General features: G+C 69.6%; 26 protein-coding genes. 11 read left to right on the top strand and 15 right to left on the bottom strand.

Annotated features, from left to right (window positions below; all coding sequences use genetic code 11):
* Window positions 1–6: 6 nt before the first annotated feature.
* Window positions 7–957 (bottom strand): helix-turn-helix transcriptional regulator, encoded by a 951-nt coding sequence (locus F5X71_RS32000; protein WP_167465344.1) that lies wholly within the window; start codon window positions 955–957, stop codon window positions 7–9.
* A 62-nt stretch (window positions 958–1,019) separates the two neighbouring features.
* On the opposite strand from F5X71_RS32000, the gene F5X71_RS31995 reads away from it, so the two are divergent.
* Window positions 1,020–2,174, top strand: a complete 1,155-nt coding sequence (locus tag F5X71_RS31995; RefSeq protein WP_167465343.1) for an epoxide hydrolase family protein — start codon at window positions 1,020–1,022, stop codon at window positions 2,172–2,174.
* An 86-nt stretch (window positions 2,175–2,260) separates the two neighbouring features.
* The gene (locus F5X71_RS31990) at window positions 2,261–2,413 is read left to right on the top strand and encodes a hypothetical protein (RefSeq protein ID WP_167465342.1); all 153 of its coding nucleotides are present in this window, start codon (window positions 2,261–2,263) and stop codon (window positions 2,411–2,413) included.
* Between the two features lie 36 nt (window positions 2,414–2,449).
* Here the strand turns inward: F5X71_RS31990 and F5X71_RS31985 are convergent, their stop codons facing one another.
* The 6 genes from F5X71_RS31985 to F5X71_RS31960 form a co-directional block, all read right to left on the bottom strand.
* Window positions 2,450–2,980, bottom strand: coding sequence for a hypothetical protein (locus F5X71_RS31985; RefSeq protein ID WP_167465341.1), 531 nt, complete (start codon window positions 2,978–2,980; stop codon window positions 2,450–2,452).
* Window positions 2,981–3,045: 65 nt separating this feature from the next.
* Complete coding sequence (locus tag F5X71_RS31980; RefSeq protein WP_167465340.1) at window positions 3,046–3,846, bottom strand: family 1 encapsulin nanocompartment shell protein; 801 nt, start codon at window positions 3,844–3,846, stop codon at window positions 3,046–3,048.
* The gene (locus F5X71_RS31975) at window positions 3,843–4,859 is read right to left on the bottom strand and encodes a Dyp-type peroxidase (protein ID WP_167465339.1); all 1,017 of its coding nucleotides are present in this window, start codon (window positions 4,857–4,859) and stop codon (window positions 3,843–3,845) included. Before F5X71_RS31975 ends, F5X71_RS31980 begins: the two co-directional genes overlap by 4 nt.
* A gap of 61 nt (window positions 4,860–4,920) precedes the next feature.
* Complete coding sequence (locus F5X71_RS31970; RefSeq protein WP_014988358.1) at window positions 4,921–5,247, bottom strand: cupin domain-containing protein; 327 nt, start codon at window positions 5,245–5,247, stop codon at window positions 4,921–4,923.
* Between the two features lie 198 nt (window positions 5,248–5,445).
* The gene (locus tag F5X71_RS31965) at window positions 5,446–5,982 is read right to left on the bottom strand and encodes a dihydrofolate reductase (protein ID WP_238815583.1); all 537 of its coding nucleotides are present in this window, start codon (window positions 5,980–5,982) and stop codon (window positions 5,446–5,448) included.
* Window positions 5,979–6,827, bottom strand: coding sequence for a thymidylate synthase (locus F5X71_RS31960; RefSeq protein ID WP_167466896.1), 849 nt, complete (start codon window positions 6,825–6,827; stop codon window positions 5,979–5,981). Before F5X71_RS31960 ends, F5X71_RS31965 begins: the two co-directional genes overlap by 4 nt.
* Between F5X71_RS31960 and cobF the strand changes: the two genes are divergently transcribed.
* On the top strand, window positions 6,826–7,563 hold the full coding sequence (gene cobF, locus F5X71_RS31955) for a precorrin-6A synthase (deacetylating) (protein ID WP_167465338.1): 738 nt from the start codon (window positions 6,826–6,828) through the stop codon (window positions 7,561–7,563). The genes F5X71_RS31960 and cobF overlap by 2 nt on opposite strands.
* A 53-nt stretch (window positions 7,564–7,616) precedes the next feature.
* Window positions 7,617–8,486: an Fpg/Nei family DNA glycosylase gene (locus F5X71_RS31950; RefSeq protein ID WP_167465337.1), complete on the top strand. Its 870-nt coding sequence runs from the start codon at window positions 7,617–7,619 to the stop codon at window positions 8,484–8,486.
* Here F5X71_RS31950 and F5X71_RS31945 read toward each other — a convergent pair.
* The 4 genes from F5X71_RS31945 to F5X71_RS31930 are packed head-to-tail and all read right to left on the bottom strand — an operon-like array spanning window position 8,479 to window position 13,075.
* Window positions 8,479–9,996 (bottom strand): carboxylesterase/lipase family protein, encoded by a 1,518-nt coding sequence (locus tag F5X71_RS31945; protein ID WP_167465336.1) that lies wholly within the window; start codon window positions 9,994–9,996, stop codon window positions 8,479–8,481. The two genes, F5X71_RS31950 and F5X71_RS31945, sit on opposite strands and share 8 nt — an antisense overlap.
* A 13-nt stretch (window positions 9,997–10,009) precedes the next feature.
* Complete coding sequence (locus F5X71_RS31940; protein WP_167465335.1) at window positions 10,010–11,443, bottom strand: dihydrolipoyl dehydrogenase family protein; 1,434 nt, start codon at window positions 11,441–11,443, stop codon at window positions 10,010–10,012.
* Between the two features lie 8 nt (window positions 11,444–11,451).
* The gene (locus tag F5X71_RS31935) at window positions 11,452–11,697 is read right to left on the bottom strand and encodes a DUF2630 family protein (RefSeq protein WP_167465334.1); all 246 of its coding nucleotides are present in this window, start codon (window positions 11,695–11,697) and stop codon (window positions 11,452–11,454) included.
* Between the two features lie 10 nt (window positions 11,698–11,707).
* Complete coding sequence (locus F5X71_RS31930; protein ID WP_167465333.1) at window positions 11,708–13,075, bottom strand: PLP-dependent aminotransferase family protein; 1,368 nt, start codon at window positions 13,073–13,075, stop codon at window positions 11,708–11,710.
* A 79-nt stretch (window positions 13,076–13,154) separates the two neighbouring features.
* Here F5X71_RS31930 and F5X71_RS31925 point away from each other — a divergent pair, with 79 nt between their 5' ends.
* Both F5X71_RS31925 and F5X71_RS31920 read left to right on the top strand, forming a co-directional pair.
* Window positions 13,155–13,862, top strand: coding sequence for a pyridoxamine 5'-phosphate oxidase family protein (locus F5X71_RS31925; RefSeq protein ID WP_167465332.1), 708 nt, complete (start codon window positions 13,155–13,157; stop codon window positions 13,860–13,862).
* A gap of 141 nt (window positions 13,863–14,003) precedes the next feature.
* The gene (locus F5X71_RS31920) at window positions 14,004–15,200 is read left to right on the top strand and encodes a PucR family transcriptional regulator (RefSeq protein WP_167465331.1); all 1,197 of its coding nucleotides are present in this window, start codon (window positions 14,004–14,006) and stop codon (window positions 15,198–15,200) included.
* Between the two features lie 7 nt (window positions 15,201–15,207).
* Here F5X71_RS31920 and F5X71_RS31915 read toward each other — a convergent pair whose 3' ends face one another.
* Complete coding sequence (locus tag F5X71_RS31915; RefSeq protein ID WP_167465330.1) at window positions 15,208–16,455, bottom strand: hypothetical protein; 1,248 nt, start codon at window positions 16,453–16,455, stop codon at window positions 15,208–15,210.
* Entirely contained in the window at window positions 16,452–17,213 is a 762-nt protein-coding gene (locus tag F5X71_RS31910; RefSeq protein WP_174817172.1) for a crotonase/enoyl-CoA hydratase family protein, read from the bottom strand. Before F5X71_RS31910 ends, F5X71_RS31915 begins: the two co-directional genes overlap by 4 nt.
* A gap of 65 nt (window positions 17,214–17,278) precedes the next feature.
* Between F5X71_RS31910 and F5X71_RS31905 the strand changes: the two genes are divergently transcribed.
* From F5X71_RS31905 to F5X71_RS31890, 4 genes are all read left to right on the top strand, one after another.
* Entirely contained in the window at window positions 17,279–17,929 is a 651-nt protein-coding gene (locus F5X71_RS31905) for a TetR/AcrR family transcriptional regulator (RefSeq protein WP_167465328.1), read from the top strand.
* The gene (locus tag F5X71_RS31900; RefSeq protein ID WP_167465327.1) at window positions 17,916–19,535 is read left to right on the top strand and encodes an acyl-CoA dehydrogenase family protein; all 1,620 of its coding nucleotides are present in this window, start codon (window positions 17,916–17,918) and stop codon (window positions 19,533–19,535) included. The genes F5X71_RS31905 and F5X71_RS31900 overlap by 14 nt, the downstream gene beginning before the upstream one ends.
* A gap of 325 nt (window positions 19,536–19,860) precedes the next feature.
* Window positions 19,861–21,480, top strand: a complete 1,620-nt coding sequence (locus F5X71_RS31895) for a M4 family metallopeptidase (RefSeq protein WP_167465326.1) — start codon at window positions 19,861–19,863, stop codon at window positions 21,478–21,480.
* A gap of 81 nt (window positions 21,481–21,561) precedes the next feature.
* Window positions 21,562–22,275, top strand: coding sequence for a nucleoside/nucleotide kinase family protein (locus tag F5X71_RS31890; protein WP_167465325.1), 714 nt, complete (start codon window positions 21,562–21,564; stop codon window positions 22,273–22,275).
* Here the strand turns inward: F5X71_RS31890 and pgi are convergent.
* Entirely contained in the window at window positions 22,247–23,884 is a 1,638-nt protein-coding gene (gene pgi / locus F5X71_RS31885; protein ID WP_167465324.1) for a glucose-6-phosphate isomerase, read from the bottom strand. The genes F5X71_RS31890 and pgi overlap by 29 nt on opposite strands.
* Window positions 23,885–24,030: 146 nt before the next feature.
* On the opposite strand from pgi, the gene F5X71_RS31880 reads away from it, so the two are divergent.
* Window positions 24,031–25,485, top strand: a complete 1,455-nt coding sequence (locus F5X71_RS31880; protein WP_167465323.1) for an NAD-dependent succinate-semialdehyde dehydrogenase — start codon at window positions 24,031–24,033, stop codon at window positions 25,483–25,485.
* A gap of 152 nt (window positions 25,486–25,637) precedes the next feature.
* Here the strand turns inward: F5X71_RS31880 and F5X71_RS31875 are convergent, their stop codons facing one another.
* Complete coding sequence (locus tag F5X71_RS31875) at window positions 25,638–25,931, bottom strand: chorismate mutase (protein ID WP_014988338.1); 294 nt, start codon at window positions 25,929–25,931, stop codon at window positions 25,638–25,640.
* Between the last annotated feature and the right edge of the window lie 32 nt (window positions 25,932–25,963).

The following is a 25,963-nucleotide window of genomic DNA, read 5'->3' as shown; positions in this document are numbered from 1 at the left end:
GAGAGCTCAGTCGACGGACTCCCGCAGGCGCTGAGCCAAGGTGTGGATGTGGTCGATCAACTCCCGCGGTTCGTGCACCCGCATGGGGAAGCCGAAACTCGCCAGGTAGATCGCCATTTCGTCGAGTGAGTTGGCGCCGACGCGCAGCGTGCACGAGTCGGCGTCGACGGCTTCGAGCAGGCCGACGGTCGGGGCGATGCGCTCGGCCGCCACCTCGGCGGACACCCCGAGGGTGACCCGCGCGGCATAGCGGTACGGCGAATTCGTCACGCCCTGCGTCAGATAGCCGGACAGATCCGCGTCGGGCGCCTCGCGCGGGGTGAACCGCGGGCCGGTCGGGATGCGGGGCTGGAGCCGGTCGACGCGGTAGGTGCGCCAGTCGGCGCGGTCGACGTCCCAGCCGATCAGATACCAGCGACGGCCGGTGTGCGCCAGGCGATGTGGCTCGGTGGTGCGCAGCGATGTCGCGCCGTCGTGGCTTCGATAGTCGAACCGGAGCCGGTGGTTGTCCCTGATCGCGCCAGCGATCGCGGTGAGCGTGTCCGGGTCGACGGTCGGCCCGCCCGCGGCCACCGTGACGGTGACCGATTGCAGCAGGCTCACCCGATGCCGCAGCCGCGCCGGCAGCACCTTTTCGAGCTTGGTCAACGCCCGCAACGAGCTGTCCTCGATGCCGGTGATGGTGCCGCCCGCCGCGGTGCGCAACCCGATCGCGACGGCCACCGCCTCCTCGTCGTCCAGCAGCAGCGGCGGCAGCTTCGCGCCCGCGCCGAGCCGATATCCGGCGACCCCGGCCGTGGCGTTCACGGGATAGCCCAGGTGGCGCAGCTTGTCGATGTCGCGCCGGACGGTGCGCACGTCGACCTCGAGGCGTTCGGCCAGCTCGGTGCCGGTCCAGTCGCGCGGCGTCTGCAGCAGGGAGAGCAGCCGGAGCAGGCGGGCGGAGGTTTCCAACATGAAGACAAGTATGCGGGAAACCTAGGGCCATAACTGTCCTAGCCGCGTCATACCCTCTGTTCATGAGCAACGAGATCACCGAATTCCGCATCGATATCCCGCAGCAGCAGCTCGACGACCTGCGCGCTCGGCTCGACAGCGCGCGCCTGCCCGCCCCGCTGCCCGGCGACGGCTGGGACACCGGCGTGCCGACCGGCTGGCTGCGCGGACTGGTGGACTACTGGCGCACCGGTTACGACTGGCGTGCGGCGGAGGCACGGCTCAACTCGTATCCGCAGTACCTGACCGAGATCGACGGGCAGACCATCCATTTCCTGCACGTGCGCTCGCCAGAGGCGCACGCGCTGCCGCTGCTGCTGACGCACGGCTGGCCGGGCTCGGTGGTGGAATTCCTCGATGTGATCGGGCCGCTGTCGGACCCGCGTGCGCACGGTGGCGACCCGAAAGACGCGTTCCACCTGGTGATTCCGTCACTGCCCGGCTTCGGCTTCTCGGGTCCGGTAAGCACGGCGGGCTGGACCGTCGAACGGATCGCCGGGGCGTGGGCCGAGCTGATGCGCAGGCTCGGCTACGAACGCTACGGCGTGCAGGGCGGCGATATCGGCGCGGCGGTGAGCCCCGAGGTCGGCCGGGTCGCACCGGAAAACGTTGCGGGCGTGCACGTCAACGGTGGTCCGGGGCCGATGCTGCCGCTGCCGCTCGCCCCAGCGGAGCTGGCGAGCCTGAGTGAGATCGAGCGGGATCGGGTCCGCCGGATCGAGGCGTTCATGCGGGAGGAGTTCGGTTACATCGCGGTGCAGTCCACCCGGCCGCAGACGCTGGCCTACGGGCTGGTCGATTCGCCGGTGGGCCAGCTGGCCTGGATCATGGACAAGTTCCGTGAGTGGACGCATCCGCGCGACATCGATCCGGACCGGATCATCGATCGGGATCGGTTGCTGACCAACGTGATGCTGTACTGGCTCAACGGCGCCGCGGGCTCGGCGGCCTACGTGGGTTACGCGCAGGAGGGCGGTTGGGGCGCGTCGAAGAAGAGTTCCGGCGTGCCGACCGCGGCGCTGGTCTTCGCCCACGACATCGGCATTCGGAAATACGCCGAGACCGAGCACAACATCACCCGCTGGCACGATCTCGACCGCGGCGGGCACTTCGCGGCGCTGGAGGAACCCGTGCTGCTCACCACCGACATTCGGGAGTTTTTCCGCGACCTGCGCTGAAATCCGAAGTCCGTGGGCCTGTTCCGGCATGTCGCCGCCGTGGCGGGCCCACAATCGTGGGAGCAGGACCATCGGTGAGGGACGGCATGGACAAACCGAGACCGCTGAGCCAGGAGTATCGCGAGGACTTCTGGCGTCGCTGCGGATGGGCACCCGAACTGCCGGAGCGCGAACGCGTGGCGATCGAGCACCGGTGGGACGACGAATCGATCGAGTTGGCAGAGCTTTTCGGCTGGTAGCCCGCGAGCGCGGGGTGTTGCACCGCTCGCAGGCGTTCAGTGGGTGGGCGGCGCGATCCGCCAATGCCGCTGCAGCGCACCGGCGATCTCCGGCAGGATGGTGATAGGCACGCTCTTGCTGCGCAGCAGGGCGCGAATCTCGTTGACCTGCTCCCGTTTACGCAGATCGTAGGCGCCCGATACCGGGCCGAGCACCGGCGGCATCGCCAGCAGCACCAACTCGCCGTGGCGCTCGTCGCCGTCGGTCAGGTCCAGCGCCAGCGACCACCGCGCGTGGTCGTCGAGGGCGAAGCGACCGGCGACCACCCGGTCCCAGTCGATGCTGGACGACGCCCACGGCGTGCGCAGATAGATCGTGCGCTCGGTGAGCACGACGGCGTCCCTGGTGAACAGCACGACGAGCAGCGCGACCCCGGCGACCGCGCCGATCAGCAGCCCGGTGACCACCCGGTCGAGGCCGAACAGCGCGACCACCGCCGCGCAGAGTCCGGCGGTCACCAGGAGGCCGAGCGCGCTGTAGAGCGCCACCCGCTGTGTGGGCACAACGCCCGCCCGCACCGTCGTCATCGCTCACCTACCTGTGTCCGGCCCTGCTGCGGCACACGCTACCGTCCCGCCCGCGAGCCGGCCGCTCAGGATTCGAGCGCGACCGCGGCCTCCGCGGTGTACACCAGGAAGGTCAGGCTCTGCTGGAAGTACAGCTGCACCGACTCGGCGTCGTGGGACAGATAGCCGATGGACAGATCCTGGCCGAGCCGCAGGTCGTAGTCGCCGCCGCGGGTGGTGAGCACGAACGCGCCGTCGATGGCGGGCGCCCAGATGATCTCGCCGTCCGGGATGAGGCGCTCGATGTGGGTGCGGATCGGATGACCGTGGTCGGAGGTCTCGCTGACCGCCGTGAACAGGTCCGCACTCAACAGCACCGAGTACGGTCCGTCGACGCCGGCCAGGCGCAGCGCGCTCAACGCGAGCGCCACCGACTCCGGCACCTGCCGCGGATCGCTGGGCAGCGCGATGGCCTGGTTGGTCGAACTGGCGCGGATGCCGGTGATGTTCGCGGCCGGGTACCCCTCGAAGATGGCCCGGTCCTCGGCGAACGCGATCTTCTGCGCGGCGTCCTTCACCGCGTCCAGATCGGTGTCCTTGGCGCCGCGTTCGACGTTGTCGAGTTCCTCGCGGGACAACCGGAACGGCACTCGCAGCTCGACCAGCGGCGCGACCACGCGCTGGCGGGCGAGCACGCCGTCGGCGGGCGCCGCGATCGAGGTGGTGTGCCCGGTGCCGACGGCCGCGTAATCCAGGCCGTGCGGGCCGGACACATCCACGACGCGGCGGCCCGCGATGTGGCGTTTGAAGGTGCGCGTCGCCTCTTCCTCGATCGCCGACCAAGCCTCGTCGGTGATCGGCGCGAGTTCGCGATGGAGGTTGTTCATGACCTGCTCCTTTTCAACGTGCCGATACCGAGTGAGCCGGCGCCGATGTCGTTGGGCCGCACCTGTTCCGCTGCTGCGGTGTCGTCCGGCGGTGGGGGAAGTTCTTCGAGGAAATCGGCGGTCGGCGCGAAGAACGAGGTGCCGGTGACCGCGATGGAGAAATCGAGGATGCGGTCGTAGGCCGCCTCCTCGGTGCCGACGAACATGCGCGTCAGCATCAGCTCGGTGACGCTGGGCGTTGCCGCGTAGGCGATGTAGTAGGTGCCGAACTCGCCGTCCTTGACGCTGCCGAAAGGCATGTTGGCGCGCAGGATCTCGCGTTCGGTGCCGTCGGCGTCCACGATGGTGTTCACCGCGACGTGCGAGTCCGCGGGCTTGTCGGCGTCGGAGAGTTCGAAGTCGTCCAGCTTGGTGCGGCCGATGATCTTTTCCTGCTGCTCGACCGTCAACGCCCGCCAGTCCGCCAGCGGATGCAGATACTTCTGCACGATGACGTAACTGCCGCCGCGGAATTCGGGGTCCTCGTCGCCGACCAGTGCGGCCGTGTAGGCCGAGTGCCCCTCGGGATTCTCGGTGCCGTCCACGAATCCGAGCAGGTCGCGCTGCTCGAAATAGCGGAAGCCGATGGTCTCGTCCACGATGGTGGCCGCGCCCGCCAGCCGGTCGCCGATCGCCATGGCGAGCTCGAAGCAGGCGTCCTGATTCTGCGCCCGAATATGGAACAGCAGATCACCGGGCGTCGCGGGGGCCTGGTGGTGGGCGCCGACGAACCCGGGGAACTCGTGCAGTTCGGCGGGCTTGGGGCCGGCGAAGAGCCGATCCCATGCGGCGGAGCCGATCGCGGTGACGCAGCTGAGTCCCGCTCCGGGAATGCGGAATCCGACCGAGCGGCGCAGTCCGGCGATATCGGCGAGCGTGTCCCGCACGACCGCCTCGCCACCCTCGTCGATGGTGGCCACGAGGAAGATCGCGGCCGGTGTGAGCGGTTCAAGAATGGACTGCGGCTCGCTCATAGCCAAGAGCCTAATGCCCGTACCGTGACCACCGATCATGCGGCACGGGCTTGCCGGGCAACTACTTGGCGACCGTCAGCAGGAAGGCGACATCGTCGACGGCTTTGACGCTGTGCCTGGCCTTGGGCACCACCAGCAGGTCACCGGTGGAGCCCTTCCATTCGTTGGCACCGCTGATCAGGGTCAGGGTGCCGCTGAGCACGAGCAGGGTGGCCTCGCCCGCGTTGTCGTGCTCGGCCAGGCTCTGACCCGCGCTGAGGCCGACCACGGTCTGGCGCAGTGTGTTCGCGTGACCGCCGTAGATCGTCTGCGAACTGCGCCCGCTCGTGGCGGTGCTGGCCAACTTGAGTTGTTGTCGAGCAACCGCAGTCAGCGATTTCTTGTCCATGGACCGCCTTTCGCAATGACAGCAGCCGGTGCGAGGGCTGGTCGCATCGGCTCGGGGGCTCGGGCGGACTGGGCCCGGGCGCCACTTAACTGGAGTATGCCCGACCACGCAGGGTCTCGTGCCTGGTTTGCGTGGTGGCGGCGTTCTGTGATCGAACGGTGTCGTGTGCCCGCCGCCGGTGCTGCCGATCGTTGCCGATCAGTCTGTGGACCTGCGGATATAGCGGCGGATTCGATAGTCGACACCCGAGGTGGAGCGCTGCCACGGCGAGGTGTCGGCGTCCTTCCACTCGGGGCCGATGGTGGGCGCGTAGGCATCGCCGGCGACCGCGGTGTCGACCTCGGTGACGAGCAGGTCGGTGGCGAAAGCCATGGCGGCGCGATAGATCTCGCCGCCACCGGCGATCCACACGGTGTCCTGCCCGCTGAGCGCCAGCGCCTCGGGCAGCGAGCCCGCGCGTTCGGCGCCCGCGGCGCTCCACTCGGGCTGCCTGGTCACCACGATGTTGCGGCGCCCGACCAGCGGCCGGAAGCGGGGCGGCAGCGAGTCCCAGGTCCGCCTGCCCATGATCACCGGATGGCCCATGGTGACGGCCTTGAAGTTCGCCATGTCCTCGGGCACTCGCCAGGGAATGGTGTTCTCGGCGCCGATCACGCCATCGGGTGTCTGCGCCCAGATCAACCCGATCGTGCGGGCGCGGCTGCCGTGCCTGCGCAGGCGCGCGTGCTCGTTCACACCGCGACCGGCGCCTTGATCGCCGGATGATGCTGATAGCCGACCACTTCCACGTCCTCGTAGGCGTAGTCGAACAGCGTCGGCGCGGGCCGCAGCCGCAGGGTCGGGAACGGGTACGGCTCCCTGGACAGCTGCTCGCCGACCTGGTCGAGATGGTTGTCGTAGATGTGGCAGTCGCCGCCAGTCCAGATGAAGTCGCCGGGCTCGAGTTCGCTCTGCTGGGCCACCATGTGGGTGAGCAGCGCGTAGCTGGCGATATTGAACGGCACGCCGAGGAACAGGTCTGCACTGCGCTGATACAGCTGGCAGGACAGCCGCCCGTCGGCCACGTAGAACTGGAAGAAGGCGTGGCAGGGGGCCAGCGCCATCTTGTCCAACTCCGCGACGTTCCAGGCCGACACCAGCATGCGCCGGGAGTCCGGGTTGGTCCGCAGTGTCCGCAGGACCTCGGAGAGCTGATCGACGTGGGTACCGTCCGGCGTCGGCCACGACCGCCACTGAACGCCGTAGACCGGGCCCAGTTCGCCCTGGGCGTCGGCCCATTCGTCCCAGATGGTGACGCCGTGCTCCCGCAACCAGCTCACGTTGGAATCGCCGCGCAGGAACCACAGCAACTCGTAGACGATCGACTTCAGATGCACCTTTTTGGTGGTGATCAGCGGGAAGCCCTGCGAAAGGTCATAGCGCAGCTGGTGACCGAAGATGCTGCGCGTTCCGGTGCCGGTGCGGTCGGCCTTGTTCGTGCCGGATGCGAGCACCAGTCGGAGCAGGTCCTCGTACTGGGTATCGGTCGTCGCCACGCCTGCCGACTCTAGTCTTTGTCGTGTTTGGCAAGCTCGGCGCATGCAGAAGCTCTCGGTGATCGGCATCGGTGCGGGCGATCCCGACCAGGTGACGATGCAGGCGGTCAAGGCGCTGCGGCAGGTGGACGTGTTCTTCGTAATCGGCAAGGGCGCCGAGAAACAGGAGCTGGTCGACGTGCGCACCGCGATTCTGGCCGAACACGCCGAACGGCCGTACCGGATCGTGGAGATCGCCGATCCGCCGCGCGACCGCGCGCCCGCCGACTATCGGGGCGTGGTCGAGGACTGGCACGAGCGCAGGGCCGCGCTGCTGGAGGCGGCCTTCGTCGTGGCCGACGGGGTCGGCGGCATCCTGGTGTGGGGTGATCCGTCGCTCTACGACAGCACGTTGCGGATGATCGAACGGGTGCTCGCCCGCGGTGCCGTGCGGTTCGACTACGAGGTGATTCCCGGTGTCACCAGCGTGCAGGCGCTGGCCGCGCGGCATCGCATGGTGCTGCACGGGATCGGTGAGCCGGTGCGCATCACGACGGGCAGGCGGCTGCGTGAGGAGGGACTGGCCGATGCCGCGGTGGTGATGCTCGACGGCGACTGCTCGTTCACCGAGGTGCCCGGCACCGATGTGCACATCTGGTGGGGCGCCTACCTCGGGATGCCGGACGAGACGTTGATCGCGGGCCCGCTGCGGGAGGTCGAACAGCGGATCGTCGAGCGCAGGGCCCGGTTGCGTGCGGAAAAGGGTTGGATCATGGACGTCTACCTGTTGCGTCGCGGTTGACCGGCGCGCTCGACCGGCCTGCTGATGTCGGTGCCCGCCGGTAGCCTTGGCATGTGCCCGAACTACCTGAAGTGGAGGCGTTGGCGCAGTTCCTGCGGGAACATGCGGTCGGCGCCGTGGTGGGGCGTGTTGATGTCGCGGCCTTGAGCGCCGTGAAGACCTACGATCCGCCGGTGACCGCACTGTCCGGCCGCGATGTCACCGGTGCGGGGCGCTGGGGGAAGTTCCTCGGCATGGACTGCGGCGGGCTGTGGTTGATCACGCACCTGTCCCGCGGCGGCTGGCTGCGTTGGATCGACGAACCGAGCCAGACGCCGCCGAAGCCGGGTGGCAAGAGCCCGCTGGCGTTGCGCGTGCACTTCTTCACCCCGGAGGGCGCGACGCCCGCGATCGACCTCACCGAGGCGGGCACCAAGAAGCGCCTCGCGGTGTACCTCGTCGACGACCCGAAGCTGGTCCCCGGCATCGCCCGGCTCGGACCCGACGCGCTCGAGGTGACCGAGCAGGAGTTCGCCGAGATCTTGCGCGGCGCCGCGCAGCGGATCAAGACCGCGATCGTCGACCAGACCCTGATCGCGGGCATCGGCAACGCCTACTCCGACGAGATCCTGCACACCGCGCGGATCTCGCCGTTCGCCAACACCAAAACCCTTGCGGCGGACAAGGTCGCCGAACTGTACGCGGCGATGCGCGCCGTGCTGACCGACGCGGTGCAGCGCTCGGTCGGCCAGGACGCCGCCCGGCTCAAGGGCGAGAAGCGTTCCGGCATGCGGGTACACGCCAGAACCGGTCTGCCGTGCCCGGTCTGCGGTGACACCGTCCGCGAGGTGTCCTACGCGGAGCGGTCCTTCCAGTATTGCCCGACCTGCCAGACCGGCGGCAAGATCCTGGCCGACCGCAGGATGTCGCGGCTGCTCAAGTAGCCTGCTCGTGCAGGGTGGGAATTCGGATGTCTTGCCAGGCAAGGCGTTTGGCTTTGTCTGGGTCGTGCTCCAGGTGTGTGGGGCAGTCGATGATCAGCGTGGTGCGGCGGTCCTCGGTGTAGGGCGGCCAGGACGGCAGCGGTGCGCCGGTGCGCGCGAAGGCCAGCCAGTTGTCCTGGAACTGGCGCGTCACGGCCTGCAGTCCGCGCCGCCCGCCCGCCGCGGTGAAGGCGAAGCCGAATGAGGCGTCGCCGCCACCGAAGACCGGGACGAGATCGGTGGCGTGCGAGGCGCCGAGGCCGATGAGGCGCAGCGCGCGCGGGGCGAAGTCGTAGCGGTAGGCGTAGGTGGGCGCGTACCTGCTGTGCCCCGCCATCACGCGGACCGACGGCCGCCAGAAGACGAAATCACCGCCCGCGCGCACCGCGGCCCGCGCGCCCGGATAGCCGGGATAGGCGGCGGCGATGCGGGATTCGGCGGCGGCGGAGCCGACCGCGGCCCGTAGTCGCCGCGGCGTGGTCGGCAGCGAGTCGGCGAACTTGGCGAACAGGGTGCCCTCGTCCCGGTTGGTGCCGATGATCAGCGGCACCCGGTGCGCGTTGCCGTCGATGATCGCCTCGATCGGCGCCTGCGGTAGGAACTCGCCGTCCACCACCGGCGCGACCGGGAACAGACCGCGATGCTCGCGCACTACCCGGCCGCCGGTGCGATCGACAGCGCGCCGGATCGCGTTGGCGCTCGCGGTGCGCAGGGTCTCTGCGGCGTTCTGCGGTGTGGCGCCGAGTTCGGTGACGCACCGGCGCGCGAAGACGCGGGCAGCCTCGGCGGTCATCGCCCAATCCGCCGGCGGGCTCTGCGAAATAGCTTGGTGGAAGAGCCCTTTCGCGGCCGGAGTGGCGAGCAGGCTCAAGACCGCGTGTGCGCCTGCGGATTCGCCGAAGATCGTCACGTTGTCCGGGTCGCCGCCGAAGGCCGCGATGTTGGTTCGTACCCAGCGCAGCGCGGCGACCTGATCGCGCAGGCCCAGGTTCGACTCGAAAGTGTGCTCCGGCGTGCTGAATTCACCGAAATCCAGGTAGCCGAACGCGCCGAGCCGATAGTTCAACGACACCATGACCACGTCGCCGCGCAATGCCAGCCGGGCGCCGGAATACAGTCCGAGCGCCGAGGTGCCGATGAGATAGCCGCCGCCGTGGATGAAGACGAGCACCGGGCGCGGCGTGGTCGACGCGGTGGCGGGCACCGTGACGTTCAACGTCAGCGCGTCCTCGTCGGTGGCCTGGAAGTGCCGTGGTCCGATCCGCGCGCCTGCGCGGTGCTGCATTGCGGCGAACCCGAATTCGGTGCACTCGCGCACCCCGGTCCACGGGGTCACCGGTTGCGGGGCGCGAAAACGCAACTCGCCCACCGGAGGGGCCGCGTAGGGGAGGGACCGCCAGCGTAAAACGCGGCGGCCACGACGACCGCGGACTACTCCGTCGGCGGTCCGGATATCTGTCGATGCCACCATCCACCGATGCTAGCTACGAGCGGCGGGCCTCCAACAGACGTAACCAGAACTCGCTCACCGCGGGGAATGCGGGTACCGCGTGCCACAGGGTTGCCAGGGGCACCTTGCCGACCACCGCGATGGTGGCCGCGTGCAGCTGCTCGCCCATCTCCGGTCCGACGAAGGTGGCGCCGAGCAGCGTGTCCGAGGCGGCGTCGAGGACCAGCTTGGCGTGGCCCGCGAAGTCGTTGCGCGCCAACGAGGATCCGGCCACGGCGATATCCAGTTCGACCGTTTCCACCGCGTGGCCCGCGGCGCGCGCGGCCGCCTCGGTGAGTCCCACCGAGGCCACCTCCGGCGCGGTGAATACCACCTGGGGGACCTGCGCGTGATCGGCGCTCGCGGTGTACCGCGCGGCGGTGAGCGGGCGGCCCTCGGCCCTGGCCGCGATCACCTCGCCACACACCCTGGCCTGGTACTTGCCCATGTGGGTGAGCGCGGCGCGATGGTTCAGGTCGCCCACGCAGTACAGCCAGTTGCCGTCCACGCCGCGCGCGGTCAGCTGGTCGTCGACCTCGACATAGCCGTCCGGCAGGCCGACCGAGTCCAGCCCGAGCCCCGCCGTGGCGGGTGCGCGTCCCGCGGCGACGATGATCTCGTCGACCTCGAGTTCGGCATCCCCTTGCGGCCCGTGTAGTCCCACAGTGACCGGACCGCCGTGGATCCGGCCCTCGCCGGTGTCCTTCTCGTCGGGACGCCGCACGTGCGTCGGAACCGTGTGCGGTAGGACGCGCACGCCGCGCTTCGTGAGCTCCGCGACGACGCGTTCGCCCGCGAAGGGTTCGGCCGAGGCCAGCACGCCGCCGCCGCGCACGATCAGGCTGACCTGCGCGCCGAGCGCGGCGAGCCAGGTCGCTGCCTCACAGGCGACGACCCCGCCGCCGATGATGGCCACCCGGTCGGGGACCTCGTGCAGGTTGGTGGCGTCGCGGGAGATCCACGGCAGTGCCTCGCGCAAGCCGGGGACATCGGGCACGTGCGCGGTGGTACCGGTCGCGAGCACCACCGCGTGCCGCGCGGTCAGCACTCGGCCGTCGACCTCGACCCGGCGCTGGCCCGCGAGGCGTCCGGTGCCGCGCACCACGTCGATCCGGTTGTCCTCGGCCCACTTCACCTGGGAGGTGTCGTCGTGCCCGGCGAACGAATCGCGGCGGCGCAGCACGGCCGCGACGTCGAGGCCGGTGGCGGTGATCCCGTCCATCGCCCGCGCGGCGTCGAGCACGTGGCCCGGCCGCAGCAGCGCCTTGCTGGGCACGCAGGCCCAGTAGGAACATTCGCCGCCGACGAGTTCGCGTTCCACGATCGCGGCGGTGCGCGCACTGCCCGCGATCGCGTAGGCGGCGGCGTTCTCACCCGCCGGTCCGCCCCCGATCACGATTACGTCGTATTCGCTCGCTTCGCTCGACATCGTCGCGGCTACTGCAGGTAGCCCTCGACCTGTGCGGGGGAACTCGGTTCGGCGCCGTCCGGGGACACGCCCTGGTCGATCCGCGCCCTGCGCTGCCGCAACAGGTCCCACGCCTGGTCCAGCATCACCTCGAGCTCGGCGAGCTGCCTGCGTTCGGTCTTGGGGTCGAGCTCACCCTTGGTGGCCTGCGCGCGGAGCTTGTGCTCCTGCTCGACCAGCGCCTTGATCCGTGCCAGAACGTCCTGTTCGGTCATGCCGACCATGCTACGACCGCGCGAGGCAGTCGGCGGCGATCCGGACGCCCGCGGCCAGCTCGGGCATAGGCAGCGCGGTGTAGCCGAGCGCGACACCGAAGTGTCGTCGCGGGCCGAGGTGGTAGCGGGCCAATCCGTCCAGCGCGACGCCCTGCGCGCGAGCCAGCGCGACGCCGCGCTCCTCCGCCTCGGCCGAAGCCAGCGGCACCACCACGTGCGTGCCCGCGGCGTCGCCGAGGATGTCGAGCCCGCGGTTGCTCAGCTCGGCCACCACCAGCGCCCGTCGCGGCGGTAGTTCGCGGCGCAGCCTGCGCAGGTGCCTGGCCAGATCGCCCTGCGCGGCCAGCGAAACGAACACCTGCTGGCCCGCCGGGCTCGGGCAGGTCCCGGTGCGATCGCGGTGCGCGAGCACCGCGGCGGCGATCGCGGGCGCGGCGACCAGCCAGCCGACGCCTAGGCTCGGCGCGAGGATCTTGCTCGTGGTGCCGAGGTGCACCACGACGTCGGGCGCCATCGCCGCCAGCAGTGGCAAAGGTGCGGTGTCGTAACGCAATTCGCCGTCGTAGTCGTCTTCGATGATCAGCAGGCCGTGCCGCCTGGCATGCTCGACGAGCGCGACGCGGCGGGCCGCAGGCATGCGTGGACCCAGCGGAAACTGGTGCGCCGGAGTGCAATACACCGCCTTGATGTGTCGTGGCAGCAAATCCACCCGCAGCCCGTGCGCATCGACCGGAACCGGTAGCACGGTGACCCCCGCCGCCGCGAAAGCGCCTGCGGCGCGGTGATACCCGGGATCCTCGAGTGCCACCGCGTCACCCGGTCGCAGCAGTGCGGCGGCGAGTTCGCCCACCGCGGCGCTGGTTCCGGCCGTGGCGAGCAACGTGGTGTCGCTGCCCGCGCCGAGACCGCGGTGGCGCAGCAGATGTTCGACGATCGCCGCGCGGTACTGCGGCTCACCTCCGCGATCCCGGCGCGTCAGCGGCGACAGGTCCGCCGCGCCGCGCCAGGCCCGCCGCCACGCCGCACGGTCGATGGTTTCCACACACGGCGCGCCGGGTTCCAGGTCGAGCAGTTCCGGGTCGGTGTCGGCCGTGCCCGCGGCGAGCGGGCGTACGGGTGCGGCCGGGGGCGTGGTGGTCAGGTAGGTGCCGGAACCGCGCTTGCCGTCGATCCAGCCCTCGGCGTGCAGTTGGTCGTAGGCGGCGGCCACCACGGTGCGGCTCACCCCGAGCCGGATCGCGAGCGATCGCGAGGACGGCAGCCGGTCGCCGCCGCGCAGCAGGCCGTTGGTCGCCGCGGCGCGCAACCCGGCGGCGACCTGGACCGACAGCGGTGCGGGCCGCGCGCGGTCGAGTTCGAGGGGGAGATCGTCGAGCACGGGTGACTCCAAAGTGGACTGCGCAAATTTCGTAGAATTGGCACTTTGATAATGCCACTGCGCGCCCGATCCTGATCATATGACCCGCTCAGCCGATGTTCGCACCCCGCTCTCGCCCACCCCGCGCAGTACCGTGACGCGCTCGAAGGAGCGGGCGCGCGGCGATCGGGCCGAACTCGACGCGGTGCTCGACGCCGGTCTGGTCTGCCATCTCGGCGTGCTGCTCGGCGGCGCGCCGGTGGTGCTGCCCACCATCTACGGACGCGCGGGCGACACCCTCTACCTGCACGGCTCCACCGGTGCGGGCAATTTGCGCGCGGCCTTGGCCGGGCCCGTGTCGGTCGCCGTCACCCTGGTCGACGGGATCGTCTACGCCCGTTCGGCGATGCACTTCTCGATGAACTACCGCTCGGCGGTGGTGCACGGCCGCGCGGTGGAGATCACCGATCCGGCGCGGCGGGTGCGCGCGCTCGAGGTGATCACCGAGCACGCCGCACCGGGCGCCTGGTCGCGCGTGCGGCCGCCGAGCAAGAAGGAACTGGCCGCCACCATGGTGCTCGCCCTCGATCTCACCGAAGCCTCGGTGAAGGTCAGGTCGGGCGGGCCCAACGACGATCCAGCCGACGTCGAAGCCGGCGGTGTGTGGGCCGGCGTGCTGCCGGTGCGCCAGGTCTGGGATACCCCGATCGGCTCGGCCGACCTGGATCCCGGCATCGAGGTGCCCGCGGATGTGCGCGAACGGGCCGACCGCCCGCTGACGCCCATACGCGCGAATGTCGTCCTATGACCTGAGTCATTGTTCGGGCGACGGGATAGCCGAGCGATATTTGTGCATCGGACGGGATGCCACCTTGTTCGCATGCACTAACTGAGTTGGTTACCTTGCAGCTATTGTGCGAAAGGGTTTGTCTGTGCAAACAATGTGCAGGTGACTCCTCGCACCGATGCCACCGCGCTGGACGACCTGTCGAGATACATCCGGTCGGCGTTGCCCGAAGTGACTCGTGACCTCCTGACCGAGGTCCTCAACGCGGTGCCCTACTACCGGGCGTTGCCCGCCGACTCCATGGACGACCTGCCGCAGGCCGCGGAGGCCAACCTGCGCCTGTTCCTACGGTCGCTGTCGGATCGCCGTCCGCCGGACAAGGAGGAGCTCTCCGAGCTGATCGACATCGCGGTGCGCCGGGCCAGGGCCGGGATCCCTTTGGACACGGTGCTTTCGGTGTATCACCACGCCGCGATCGCGGCGTGGAACTCGGTCGCCGCCGCGGCGACCGCGCCCGCGCAGCGTGATCAGTTGCTGGCCGCGGTGCCGTACCTGCTCGGCTATCTCGGTGCCGTCACGCCGGGCGTGGCTAGCGCGTACCTGCGCGAGCGCCAAGACCTGCACTGGGAGCAGCGGGAAGCCAAGCGCGCGGTGGCGCAGGCGCTGGTGCACGGCACACCCGCCGACCTGCTGGCCGAGCGGTTCGGCATCTCGCTCGACGGCGGCTTCCGCGTGCTGGTCTTCCGGCTGGCCGAGTCCGATGCGGCGGGCGGGAACCGGCCGGTGCTGCGCATCGTGCAAGCGGAGATCGACGCGGTGTCCGACCGGGCGCTGAGCACCGTCGAGCGTGGCGGCGGGGTCTTGCTGGTGCCCGGCCTGGACGGCGAGGCCGAGGCGGCGCTGGACACCTTCGTCAGCCGGGTCGCACAGGGTGCGGGCGTGCGCACGGTGGCGGGCTTCGCGATCGCCGCCGATGTCGCGGAGATTCCGGCGGCGGTCGAGGAGGCCGGTGAGATCGCCAGGCTCGCTTACCAACTGCGGCGTCCGAGCGCGGTGTACCGGATGGCCGACCTGGCGTTGCAGTATCAGCTCGCCCGGCCGGGGCCCGCGCGGACCTGGCTGCTCACGCTGCTGGCCCCGCTGCGCGACCAGGCCCACCTGCTCGACGCGTTACGCGCGCTGATCGACAACGACTACAACCGCCAGCAGGCCGCGGCCGCCCTTGTCGTGCACCGCAATACGCTCAACTACCGGCTCAACCGGATCGCCGCGGTCACCGGCTACGACCCCAACCGGCCCGATCACGCACAGCTGTTCGCCGCCGCGCTCACCGCGCACGACATCGACGCGACGGAATGAGCGCCGATCACCACGTCCGCACGGGCAACGCGACGTGCGCGGCGGTCCGCAGCACCGAATCGGCCAGGGCGCCGTCGGATTCGATCAGCGCCGGGTCGAGCCCGACCAGCGCGACGACGTAGTCGTCGGCGATGCGGCACAGATAGCCGGACAGGCGGGTCCGCGGCAGCCGCGCGGTGTCGAGGCCGGGGTGGATGGCGCGTGCGGCGACACCGGCGCAGCGATGCGTGCCGAGCGCACGGAGCGTGGCGGGCAGCGTTCCGATGTTGGAGCACAAGATGTCTCGCTCTCCGGCGCCCTTGGACAGCGCGTACGCCCAGCGATCGGGGACGACCTGGAGCAGCTCCTCGGGCATGCCGCCCGGACTGGACATTCGGTGTTCGTAGGCGGCGCGGGCGTGCGCGCGGATCGATGCGGGCGTGTCCGCGCGCCGCACGGTGATCGCGGTCATGGCCAGGTCGTTGTCCACCCGTGGCTCGGCGCGGGTGTCGACCGGCAAGCTCGCCTCCAGGTTCGGCTCCGGAAAACCACTGTCCCACAGTGTGTTCGCGACCAACCAGATGAACAGACTGTTGGCGGTGCCGCCGTGCGCCAGCGCCGCGCGATCCCAATCGGCCGCCGCGCACTGCAGGATCGCGCCGTGGCAGGCGGCGCCCCCCATGGGTGCGGCGGTCCGCGCGGGTGCGGCGACCGGGCGCGCGGGAATGCCGTGCCGCAACGCGCGTGCGGTGCCGCGCAGGACGGTGGACCACTGCTCACGGGCATCGGCCCAGTCCGATCCCGGCGCCGGTACTTCGGCGGGCAACGCGGTGCCGCCCAGCGCGCAGTCCACGGCGAGCGCGAGCGCGCGGCCGTCGGCGAGCGCGTGCGAACAGGTCAGGGCGACAACCGAACCCCCGTCCGCCAGTGTCGTGGCGGACAGCCGCCAGCCGGGCCCGTTCTCGGGATCGAGGCCGGTGCCCTGTGCGTCGGCCCAGGCGAACAGCGCGGCGGGGGACAGCGGCCGCGGGTTCCAGGCCAGCGGGTGCGCGCGGGTGTTCACCTGCCAGGCACGACGGGCCCCTGGCACCCGCGGGCGAACGACCCTGCGCCCCAACGGTCCGGTGCGTAACGACGCGTGGATCCGCCGGAGCAGCTCGGGATCGATCCGCTCGGCGGTGCGCCACAACCCTTGCAGCGCAATGGGAGTGCCGAGACCGCGATGGGTCCGCAGGAAGATCTCGTCGACGACGCTCAGCCTGCCGGGGGCGCTCACGCTCGCGCGCCGTGCCTGCCCGCGCCGGAGGCGAAGCGCTGGGCCCCGTCGAGCGCGCCGTTGGCGAGTGCGGTCATGCCGTGGCGCAGCTCGTTGCGCAGCGCGGTGTGCTCGTCCATGCCGTCCTGCTCCAGCAGGGAAAGCCGGTCCGAGCGCAGACAGGCCTGCGGCAGCGCGGCGAGTTCGGCGGCCAATTGTTCTGCGGCACTGCGGGCTTCACCTGTGGGGACGACGCGGTTGACCAGGCCGATCTGGAGCGCCTCCGCGGCGTCGACGGCTCGGCCGGTGAGCACCAGGTCCATCGCGCGGCCGGTGCCGATGATGCGCGGCAGGCGCAGGGTGCCGCCGTCGATCAACGGCACGCCCCAGCGGCGGCAGAACACGCCGAAGGTGCTGTCCTGCTCCGCGACTCGCAGATCGCACCACAGCGCGAGCTCCAGTCCGCCCGCCACGGCGTAGCCGGAGACCGCGGCGATCACCGGCTTGGACAGCCGCATCCGGGTCGGCCCCATCGGGCCGTCGCCGTCCTCGGTGACCTGATTGGACCGCTCGGTGCCGAGGCTCTTGAGATCGGCGCCCGCGCAGAAGGTGCCGCCGTCGCCCCACAGCACGGCCACCGCGGCGTCGGGGTCGGCGTCGAACTCGCGGAAGGCGTCGGCCAGGGCAGCCGCGGTCGGGCCGTCGACCGCGTTGCGTGCCTCGGGGCGGTGCAGGATCACCGTGGTCACCGGGCCGTTGCGCTCGATTCGTACGTTCACGACCTCGACCATACGTCGTGAATCCGCCCTTGTGGCAAGAAATGAATTTATGGTTCACTTCTTGCGTGGCCTACCGCAGAACCCCCGCTGTGCAGGCCCGCCTCGACGCGCAGGCGGGCCTGATCGTGCAGGCCGCGACGACCGTACTCTCGCGCGCGGGCTACGCCGGATTGTCGATGGCCGCGGTCGCGACCGAGGCCGGGGTGGCCACCGGCACCGTCTACAAACACTTCGCGGGCAAGGCGGAGTTGGTCAGCGCCGTCTTCCACAAGGTAGTTGCCTGGGAGGTTGCCGCCGTCACCGCCGCGAGCGCGGGCGGTACCGCCGTGCAGCGGGTGAGTGCGGCGGTGGAGACCTTCGCGGGGCGCGCGCTGAAGAATCCGAAACTCGCCTATGTGCTGCTCGTCGAGCCGGTGGACACCGTGGTCGACGCCGAGCGGTTGCGGTTCCGGCGCGCGTTCACCGATGCCTTCGAATCCGCGGTGGCGGAGGGGGTTTCGAACGGCGAGCTGCCCGCCCAGGACGCCAGGACGAGCGCGGCCGCGCTGGTCGGCGCGATCGGCGAGGTGCTGGTCGGCCCGCTCGCCGCCGCGCCGCACGCGGAATCGGTTGTCCCCGAACTCATTGTCTTCGCTTTGCGCGCACTGGGTGTGCCTACGGCATCGCGCGCACCGCTCGCTCGGCAGGAATCAGGAGTGTCCGATGCAGACGCATGAAGTCTTCAACCAGGTCCCCGACATCGCCCCGTTCGATGTCTCCCGGAATCCGGCCTTGCTCGAAGGCCTGCACCGGGAGGGTGCGGGCTGGGCCGAGGCCGAGGTGCGCGAACTCGGCGCGCTCGCAGGCGGTTCGGCGGCGCAGGAGTGGGGGCGGCTGGCCAACGAGTATCCGCCGGTGCTGCGCACCCACGATCGCTACGGCCATCGCGTGGACGAGGTGGAGTTCCATCCGCACTGGCACGACCTGATGAATGTCGCTGTGGCACACGGCCTGCACGGGGCACCGTGGCTGGACGCGCGGCCCGGCGCGCACGTCGCCCGCGCGGCCAAGTTCTACACCTGGGGCGCCGCCGAGGCCGGGCACATGTGCCCGATCTCGATGACCTACGCGGTGGTGCCCGCGCTGCGGCACAACCCGGAGCTGTCGGCGAAGTACGAGCCGCTGCTCGGTTCCCGCAGCTACGATTTCGGCCTGCGTGAACCGTCGAGCAAGACCGGGCTCATCGCGGGCATGTCGATGACGGAGAAGCAGGGCGGCTCGGACGTGCGGGCCAACACCACCACGGCGACACCGCAACCGGACGGGTCCTATCGGATCGTCGGGCACAAGTGGTTCACCTCCGCCCCGATGTCGGACATGTTCCTCACGCTGGCCAAGGCGCCCGGCGGACTGTCGTGCTTCCTGCTGACCAGGGTGCTGCCGGACGGCACCCGCAATCCCATTCGGATTCAACGGCTCAAGGACAAGCTGGGCAACAAGTCGAACGCGTCCTCGGAGATCGAATACGAGAACGCCACCGGCTGGTTGGTCGGCGCGGAGGGCGCCGGGGTCAAGACCATCATCGAGATGGTGAACATGACCAGGTTGGACTGTGTGATCGGCTCGGCCACCGGCATGCGCACCGGCGCGGTCTTCGCCGCCCATCACGCCAGGCACCGTGAGGCGTTCGGCGCCAAGCTGATCGACCAGCCGGCGATGCGAAACGTGTTGGCCGACTTGGTGATCGAGTCAGACGCCGCGACCACGGTGATGATGCGACTGGCCGGCGCCACCGACCGAGCGACGAGCGACCCGGCCGAGGCGGCACTGCGCCGAATCGCGTTGGCGGTCACCAAGTACTGGGTGTGCAAGCGCGCGCCCGCGCATGCCGCGGAGGCGCTGGAATGCTTCGGCGGCAACGGTTACGCCGAGGAGTCGGGCATGCCGAGGCTGTACCGGGAGGCGCCGCTGATGTCGATCTGGGAAGGCTCGGGCAATGTCGCCGCGCTGGATGCGTTGCGCGCCATGGGTCGTCAGCCGGAGACGGTGGAGGCGTTCTTCAACGAGGTTTCCCTGGCGCGCGGCGAGAACCCGCGGCTGGACGACGCGATCAGCCGCGTCGGCAAGGAGCTGGCCGACCTCAGCGATATCGAGTACCGCGCCAGGCGCATCGTCGAGCTGATGGCGCTCGTGCTGCAGGGCGCGCAGCTGGTCCGGCACGGTCACCCCGCGGTTGCGGACGCCTTCTGCGCCACCAGGCTCGGCGACGACTGGGGCATCGCGTACGGCACCCTGCCGACCGGCGTCGACACCGGCGCCATCATCGAGCGGGCTTTGCTCTGATCTTTGTATCGGAAAACAATTCCGCCGCTGCATAATTCGGCTGTCGGTGTTCTAAACATGTTTTCCACTACCGAATTCGGCGATCTTGCCGATCGGTGGAAGGTCGCGGACGGCTCGATCAATGGCGTCGACGAAAGATCTTGATACCGCGTATATGCCGGGCTGAGCTGGCCGGTTGCCGGGTCGATTTCCGGTGCCGCTGTCCGTTTCCCCAGTTTGCTCTCCAGTCGAGTTGACCGCTCGAATGTGGTTCTACTTGGTCATGAAACCCACACAAAAAAGAGCGGGGCGATATGCCGCCTTCGCTTTAATCGCTACTGGGGCAATGGTGTTCGCGTCCGGTCCGGCCGTTTACGCGCAACCCCCTTCGAGTCCGTCGGCGCCGTCGAGCACCGACCTGTCCGCGGTGCCGAAAGAGGTGACCGTGGACCAGCAGGGCGCGGTCCAGCTCGTGGTGCCCAAGGAACCGCTCGCCGCACCGCAGGGCACGCCCGCGGAGGCCCCGGCCGCCGCGCAGGCGCATGCGCCGGGCGTCGAGAAGGCGATGTCCGGAAACGGTGACAGCGCAGGCGATCTCGTCGTGGAGTCGGTGTTCCCGGTTGGTGAGGGGTCCACCGTCAGGCTGCGGCAGGAGATCGACAAGGTGCCGGTGTTCGGCGCGTCGGCGGCGCAGTCGCTGACCGGAAGCGGTGCGCTGATCTCGGTGACCGGTTCGCTGTCGAAGAAGTCCGAGGGCAAGTTCACCTCGACCACACCGTCGTCGCAGGTCCAGCAGACCGCGCTGAAGAAGGTTGCCGCGGCGAGCAAGGCGGCCCTCGATCAGCTGTCGGTCACCGAGACCAAGGCGTACTGGTACGACCCGAAGCTGGCCGCCAAGGATGACGCGCAGAGCGTGTCCGTCCCGGCGTTCAAGGTCGACATCACCGGTGTCAGCGCGGAGAAGAAGGGCGAGCCCGCGACGTGGGTCGTGTTCGTCGACGCGAACAACACCGGCAAGGTCCTCGACAGCTGGAGCGAGACCAAGCACCTCAACCGGGTGGTGTGTGACAACGCGAACCGGCGCATCGACCCGAACCGGGCCGGCTGTGGCACCGGCAGCCTGCGCTCCACCCGCTCGGAGGGCCAGGGCCCCACGGGTATTCAGGATGTCGACAAGATCTACGAGTACCTGGGCAACACCGAGCGCTTCTACGCCCAGTACACCAAGGTGCCGAACCTGACCAACCTGATCGGCTCCGACACCGGTGACGGCAAGGGCAAGGCGCTGCGCGCCACCGTCCGGCTCTGCACCACCACCGCGTGCCCCTACCAGAACGCCTTCTGGTCCGGCAGCTACATGGCCTACGGTTCGGGTCTGACCACCGAGGACATCACCGCGCACGAGCTCACCCACGGCGTGACCCAGCACACCAACGGTCTCGTCTACCGCAACGAGCCGGGCGCGATCAACGAGTCCATGTCCGATGTCTTCGGCGAGCTCACCTTCCTGGTGAACACCAGCAACCCGTGCAACACCGCGGCCAACCGCTGGCGGCTCGGTGCCTGCAGCTCGATCGGCGTGATCCGGGACATGAAGAACCCCAACGCCTTCCAGGATCCCGACACCTACCGCGGCCGGTACTGGTACACCGGCAGCGGTGACAGCGGCGGTGTGCACATCAACAGCGGCGTCGGCAACAAGACCGCGCAGCTGATGGTGGACGGCGGCAGCCTCAACGGCGTCAACGTCACCGCGATCGGCCTGGCGAAGACCGCGGCCCTGTACTGGACGACGCAGACGCTCCTGTCGTCCAACTCCAACTACGCGGCGCTGTCCACCGCGTTGAAGACCGCGTGCAACACCAACGTGCGCAACCAGACGGCGGGCACCACGGCTGCCGACTGCGTCCAGGTGGCCAACGCCACCAAGGCGACCAAGCTGCCGCAGCAGCAGGCGCGCACCTAACCATCGAATCCGGTTGAACGGACGTCTCACCGAGCGCCACAGGCTCGGTGAGACGTCCATTTGTGCCGGTAGGGTGCGACGATGGAGAAGACCTCGCTGTCGACGCTCGCCGCATGGGTGCGCGCACAATCCGCTGGTCGCGACGGCAGGTATCTGCTCGGCATCGCGGGCCCGCCGGGTGCGGGGAAGTCCACCCTGTCGGTGGCGCTGCGGGACGCGCTGAACCGCGCGGCCGGGGCCGCGATCGCCGAGATCGCGCCGATGGACGGTTACCACCTGACCAACGAGGTCTTGCGTTCGTCGGAAAGCCTTGCGCGCAAAGGTGAACCGGACACCTTCGATACCGCGGGCTTTCTCGCGAACCTGCGGCGGCTGCGCGAGACCCGCGTCGGTGCACCGGTGCCGTGGCCAGTGTTCGACCGCGCCGTGGACGAGCCGATCCCGGCGGGCGTGGTGTTCGACCGGCAGACCGTCGCGATCGTCGAGGGCAACTACCTACTGCTCGACGATGTCGCGGATCGGCCGTGGTCGCGGGTCCGCCGCCTGCTCGACGCGTGCTGGTACCTCGACGCCCCGCGCGCGGTGCTCGAGCAACGGTTGCTGCGCCGCCACATCACCGGCGGACGCACTCCGGTCGCCGCCGGGATCAAGGTGCGCGAGAGCGACCTGCGCAATGCCGATCTCGTCGCCGCCACGCGGGCCCGCGCCGACCTGGTGCTGCGCCAGCGCGGCGCGCACTACGACAGCGACGGGCGCGCAGCCTCGGCTACTTCTGGTCGCGATACCACCGGATGAGCGCGTCGGTCGACGAATCATCCTGTGGCGCGGGCTCTTCCGGTGCGGTGAGCAGCGGGGCGAGCGCGAGCGCCTGCTGCTTGCCGAGTTCGACGCCCCACTGGTCGAAGCTGTCGATGCCCCAGATGGCGCCCTCGACGAAGACCTGGTGCTCGTACAGTGCGATCAACTGACCCACCACCGCCGGTGTCAGCCGCGCGGCGAGGATCGTGGTGCTCGGCCGATTGCCCGGCATCACCTTGTGCGGCACCACCTTGGGGTCGGTCCCCGCGGCGGCGATCTCCTCGGCGGTCTTGCCGAACGCGAGCACCTTGGTCTGTGCGAACAGGTTGCTCATCAGGATGTCGTGCATGCTGCCGGTGCCGTCGCGAGTGGGCAGATCGTCGGTCGGCGTGGCGAATCCGATGAAGTCGGCCGGTACCAGCCGCGTGCCCTGGTGCAGCAGTTGATAGAACGCGTGCTGGCCGTTGGTTCCCGGTTCGCCCCAGAAGATTTCGCCGGTGCTGGTGCTGACCGGGGTGCCGTCGGCCCGCACCGACTTGCCGTTGGACTCCATCGTGAGCTGTTGCAGATACGCCGGGAACCGCGCGAGATCATTCGAATAGGGCAGCACCGCATGGGATTGCGCGCCGAAGAAGTTCGAGTACCAGATGCCGAGGAGCCCGAGCAGCACCGGTGCGTTCGCTTCCAGCGGCGCCTGCGCGAAGTGTTCGTCCACGGCGTGCATGCCCGCGAGGAACTCGGCGAAGCGCTGCTTGCCGATGGCCGCCATCACGGCAAGACCGATCGCGGAATCCACCGAGTAGCGTCCGCCGACCCAGTCCCAGAAGCCGAACATGTTGGCGGTGTCGATGCCGAACTCGGCCACCCGCTCGGCGTTGGTCGAGACCGCGACGAAGTGCTTGGCGACCGCGTCCTCGCCGAGGGCGGCCACCAGCCAGCGGCGTGCCGCGGTGGCGTTGGTCAGGGTCTCCAGCGTGGAGAAGGTCTTGGAGGCGACGATGAACAGCGTTGTGGCAGGGTCGAGTCCGTCCAGTTTCGCCACCAGGTCGGCCGGGTCGACATTGGAGACGAACCGCGCGCTGACGCCGGCGTCGACGTAGTGCCGCAGTGCCTGGTACACCATCACCGGCCCGAGATCCGACCCGCCGATGCCGATGTTGACCACGGTCTCGATGCGGGCGCCGGTGGCCCCGCGCCACCGTCCCGACCGCACCGCGTCGGTGAATTCGCCCATCCGCCGCAGCACTTCGTGCACCTCGGCACCCGCGTCGGCGCCGTCGACGACGATCGATTCGCCCGCGGGCACCCGCAACGCGACGTGCGCCACCGCGCGGTCTTCGGAGGTGTTGATGTGCGTGCCCGCGAACATCGCGTCCCTGCGCTCGGTGAGCTTCGCCTCGCGCGCCAATTCGACGAGCAGGTGCAGGGTTTCCCGCGTGATGCGGTGCTTGCTGTAGTCGATGTGCAGGTCGGCGACGTCGACGGTCAGTTCGCGGCCGCGGTCGGGGTCCTCGGCGAAGAGCTCTCGCAGGTGGCGTTCCGCGATCGTGTCGAAATGCTCGTGCAGTTTCCGCCAGGCCGCCGTCGCGGTGATGTCGCTGCTCACGATCGCCGAGGTTACTCACCGCCCACCGTCCGCGCACGGCAATCTCCCCCGGAGAGTTCGCCGTGGCGCTCCGGCAGACCGACATATCGGCCATATCCGGCCTGATCGCGAGGGCTGTTCCGGCGCGCGGTGATTACGCTGGGCTCATGGTGTCCGAACGCGAAGTTCTCGAATCCGTCCCGACGCGACTGTGGATCGGTGGGCCCGTGGCCGCCACCGGCGGCGGCACCTTCCCGGTGCACAACCCGGCGACGGGGGAGGTGCTGGCCGAGGTCGCCGACGCGACCCCGGAAGACGCGATGCGCGCGCTGGACGCGGCGGTCGCCGTGCAGGCCGAATGGGCGGCGCGGCCCGCCCGCGAGCGCGGTGAGATCCTGCGGACCGTGTTCGAGCGGATCACCGCCAGGGCCGAGGAGTTCGCGCTGCTGATGACCCTGGAAATGGGCAAGGCGCTCCCGGAGAGCCGCAACGAGGTGCGCTACGGCGCGGAGTTCTTCCGCTGGTTCAGTGAGGAGGCCGTGCGGGTGCACGGACGCTACCTGCACGCGCCGTCGGGCACCGGCCGGATCATGGTGCACAAGCAGCCGGTGGGTCCGTGCCTGGCGATCACGCCGTGGAACTTCCCGCTGGCCATGGGCACCCGCAAGATCGGCCCGGCGCTGGCCGCCGGCTGCACGATGATCGTTAAACCCGCCTCGGCGACCCCGCTGACCATGCTCCTACTGGCGCAACTGTGCAGCGAGGCCGGGTTGCCAGACGGGGTGCTCTCGGTGATCACCGCAAGCCGTTCCGGTGCGGTGACCCAGCCGCTGATCGACGACCCGCGCCTGCGCAAGCTCACCTTCACCGGTTCCACCGAGGTGGGCAAGAAGCTGGTGCAGAGCTCGGCCAACGGGTTGCTGCGCACCTCCATGGAGCTCGGTGGCAACGCGCCGTTCGTGGTGTTCGACGACGCCGACGTGGACGCGGCGGTACAGGGCGCGATGCTGGCGAAGCTGCGCAACGGTGGCGAGGCGTGCACCGCGGCCAACCGCTTCCACGTGCAGCAGGGCGTGCTCGAGGAGTTCACCGAGAAACTGGTCGAGGCGATGGGCGCCGGTGTGGTGCTTGGCCCCGGCACCGACCCGAATACCACCCTCGGCCCGCTGATCAACGAGGAGCAACTCGATACGGTCAGCGAGCTCGTCGAGGACGCCGTGGCCAAGGGCGCCAAGGTCCGTCTCGGCGGCAAGGCGCCGGGTGGACCCGGCTGGTTCTACCCCGCGACCATCCTCAGCGAGGTGCCCGCGCAGGCCAGGATTCTGCGGGAGGAGGTCTTCGGGCCGGTCGCGCCGATCGTGGGCTTCGTCACCGAGGAGGAGGGGCTCGCCGCCGCCAACGACACCGAGTTCGGTCTCGTCAGCTACGTCTACACCCGCGATCTCGACCGCGCGCTGCGCGTCGCCGAGGGGCTGGAGTCCGGCATGGTCGGCATCAACCGGGGCGTGATCTCTGACCCCGCAGCACCTTTCGGCGGCGTCAAAGCCTCCGGCTTCGGCCGGGAGGGCGGCACGGAGGGCATCGAGGAGTACCTGTCCACCAAGTACATCGCCCTCACCTGAGGCGCATCGGCCGCAGCTGAGTGGAAACGACCGCCCCGGGGTGAGATACACCCGGGGCGGCCTTGGGAATGCGGTTGTCGTCCTATCGATTCCGCATGGTTGTGGGGCCGCCGGTGGCGGCTGAGGAGGACTTGTTCGCGGCGTCGGCTGGTTCAGTGACCGAGCCGGCCGCGCCCGAGGCGCAGCAGCAGCATGGCGAGGGTGTGGCCTTCCTGGCCGAGTTCGCTGAACCGCTCCAGCACCTTCATTTCCCGGTTGTGCACGAGCCGGGGCCCACCGGAGGCCATCCGCGTCCGGCCGATGATCCGAGAGATCTCCGTGCGGCGCTTGATGGCGGCAAGGATCTCCGCGTCGAGGCGATCGATCTCCTTACGGAGCTTGTCGATCTCCGCGTCGCTCTGCGGCAGTGCCGAATCGGACCCAGTCGTCGTTGCGGGGGTGCTCATCATTCATCTCCTCGTGTCAGAACGTGGATCGG

Origin of the sequence: Nocardia brasiliensis (assembly GCF_011801125.1) — a bacterium.
GTDB classification, from domain to species: domain Bacteria; phylum Actinomycetota; class Actinomycetes; order Mycobacteriales; family Mycobacteriaceae; genus Nocardia; species Nocardia brasiliensis_C.
Note: the sequence above shows the minus strand (reverse complement) of the source record. Positions and strands in the feature narration are given on the sequence as shown.

What these genes read in the sequence shown, in the direction of transcription:
- F5X71_RS32000 (WP_167465344.1), bottom strand. Translation starts at nt 957, where the DNA reads ATGTTGGAAACCTCCGCCCGCCTGCTCCGGCTGCTCTCCCTGCTGCAG.
- F5X71_RS31995 (WP_167465343.1), top strand. Translation starts at nt 1,020, where the DNA reads ATGAGCAACGAGATCACCGAATTCCGCATCGATATCCCGCAGCAGCAG.
- F5X71_RS31990 (WP_167465342.1), top strand. Translation starts at nt 2,261, where the DNA reads ATGGACAAACCGAGACCGCTGAGCCAGGAGTATCGCGAGGACTTCTGG.
- F5X71_RS31985 (WP_167465341.1), bottom strand. Translation starts at nt 2,980, where the DNA reads ATGACGACGGTGCGGGCGGGCGTTGTGCCCACACAGCGGGTGGCGCTC.
- F5X71_RS31980 (WP_167465340.1), bottom strand. Translation starts at nt 3,846, where the DNA reads ATGAACAACCTCCATCGCGAACTCGCGCCGATCACCGACGAGGCTTGG.
- F5X71_RS31975 (WP_167465339.1), bottom strand. Translation starts at nt 4,859, where the DNA reads ATGAGCGAGCCGCAGTCCATTCTTGAACCGCTCACACCGGCCGCGATC.
- F5X71_RS31970 (WP_014988358.1), bottom strand. Translation starts at nt 5,247, where the DNA reads ATGGACAAGAAATCGCTGACTGCGGTTGCTCGACAACAACTCAAGTTG.
- cobF (WP_167465338.1), top strand. Translation starts at nt 6,826, where the DNA reads ATGCAGAAGCTCTCGGTGATCGGCATCGGTGCGGGCGATCCCGACCAG.
- F5X71_RS31960 (WP_167466896.1), bottom strand. Translation starts at nt 6,827, where the DNA reads ATGCGCCGAGCTTGCCAAACACGACAAAGACTAGAGTCGGCAGGCGTG.
- F5X71_RS31945 (WP_167465336.1), bottom strand. Translation starts at nt 9,996, where the DNA reads ATGGTGGCATCGACAGATATCCGGACCGCCGACGGAGTAGTCCGCGGT.
- F5X71_RS31940 (WP_167465335.1), bottom strand. Translation starts at nt 11,443, where the DNA reads ATGTCGAGCGAAGCGAGCGAATACGACGTAATCGTGATCGGGGGCGGA.
- F5X71_RS31935 (WP_167465334.1), bottom strand. Translation starts at nt 11,697, where the DNA reads ATGACCGAACAGGACGTTCTGGCACGGATCAAGGCGCTGGTCGAGCAG.
- F5X71_RS31925 (WP_167465332.1), top strand. Translation starts at nt 13,155, where the DNA reads ATGACCCGCTCAGCCGATGTTCGCACCCCGCTCTCGCCCACCCCGCGC.
- F5X71_RS31900 (WP_167465327.1), top strand. Translation starts at nt 17,916, where the DNA reads ATGCAGACGCATGAAGTCTTCAACCAGGTCCCCGACATCGCCCCGTTC.
- F5X71_RS31895 (WP_167465326.1), top strand. Translation starts at nt 19,861, where the DNA reads ATGGTGTTCGCGTCCGGTCCGGCCGTTTACGCGCAACCCCCTTCGAGT.
- F5X71_RS31890 (WP_167465325.1), top strand. Translation starts at nt 21,562, where the DNA reads ATGGAGAAGACCTCGCTGTCGACGCTCGCCGCATGGGTGCGCGCACAA.
- F5X71_RS31880 (WP_167465323.1), top strand. Translation starts at nt 24,031, where the DNA reads ATGGTGTCCGAACGCGAAGTTCTCGAATCCGTCCCGACGCGACTGTGG.
- F5X71_RS31875 (WP_014988338.1), bottom strand. Translation starts at nt 25,931, where the DNA reads ATGAGCACCCCCGCAACGACGACTGGGTCCGATTCGGCACTGCCGCAG.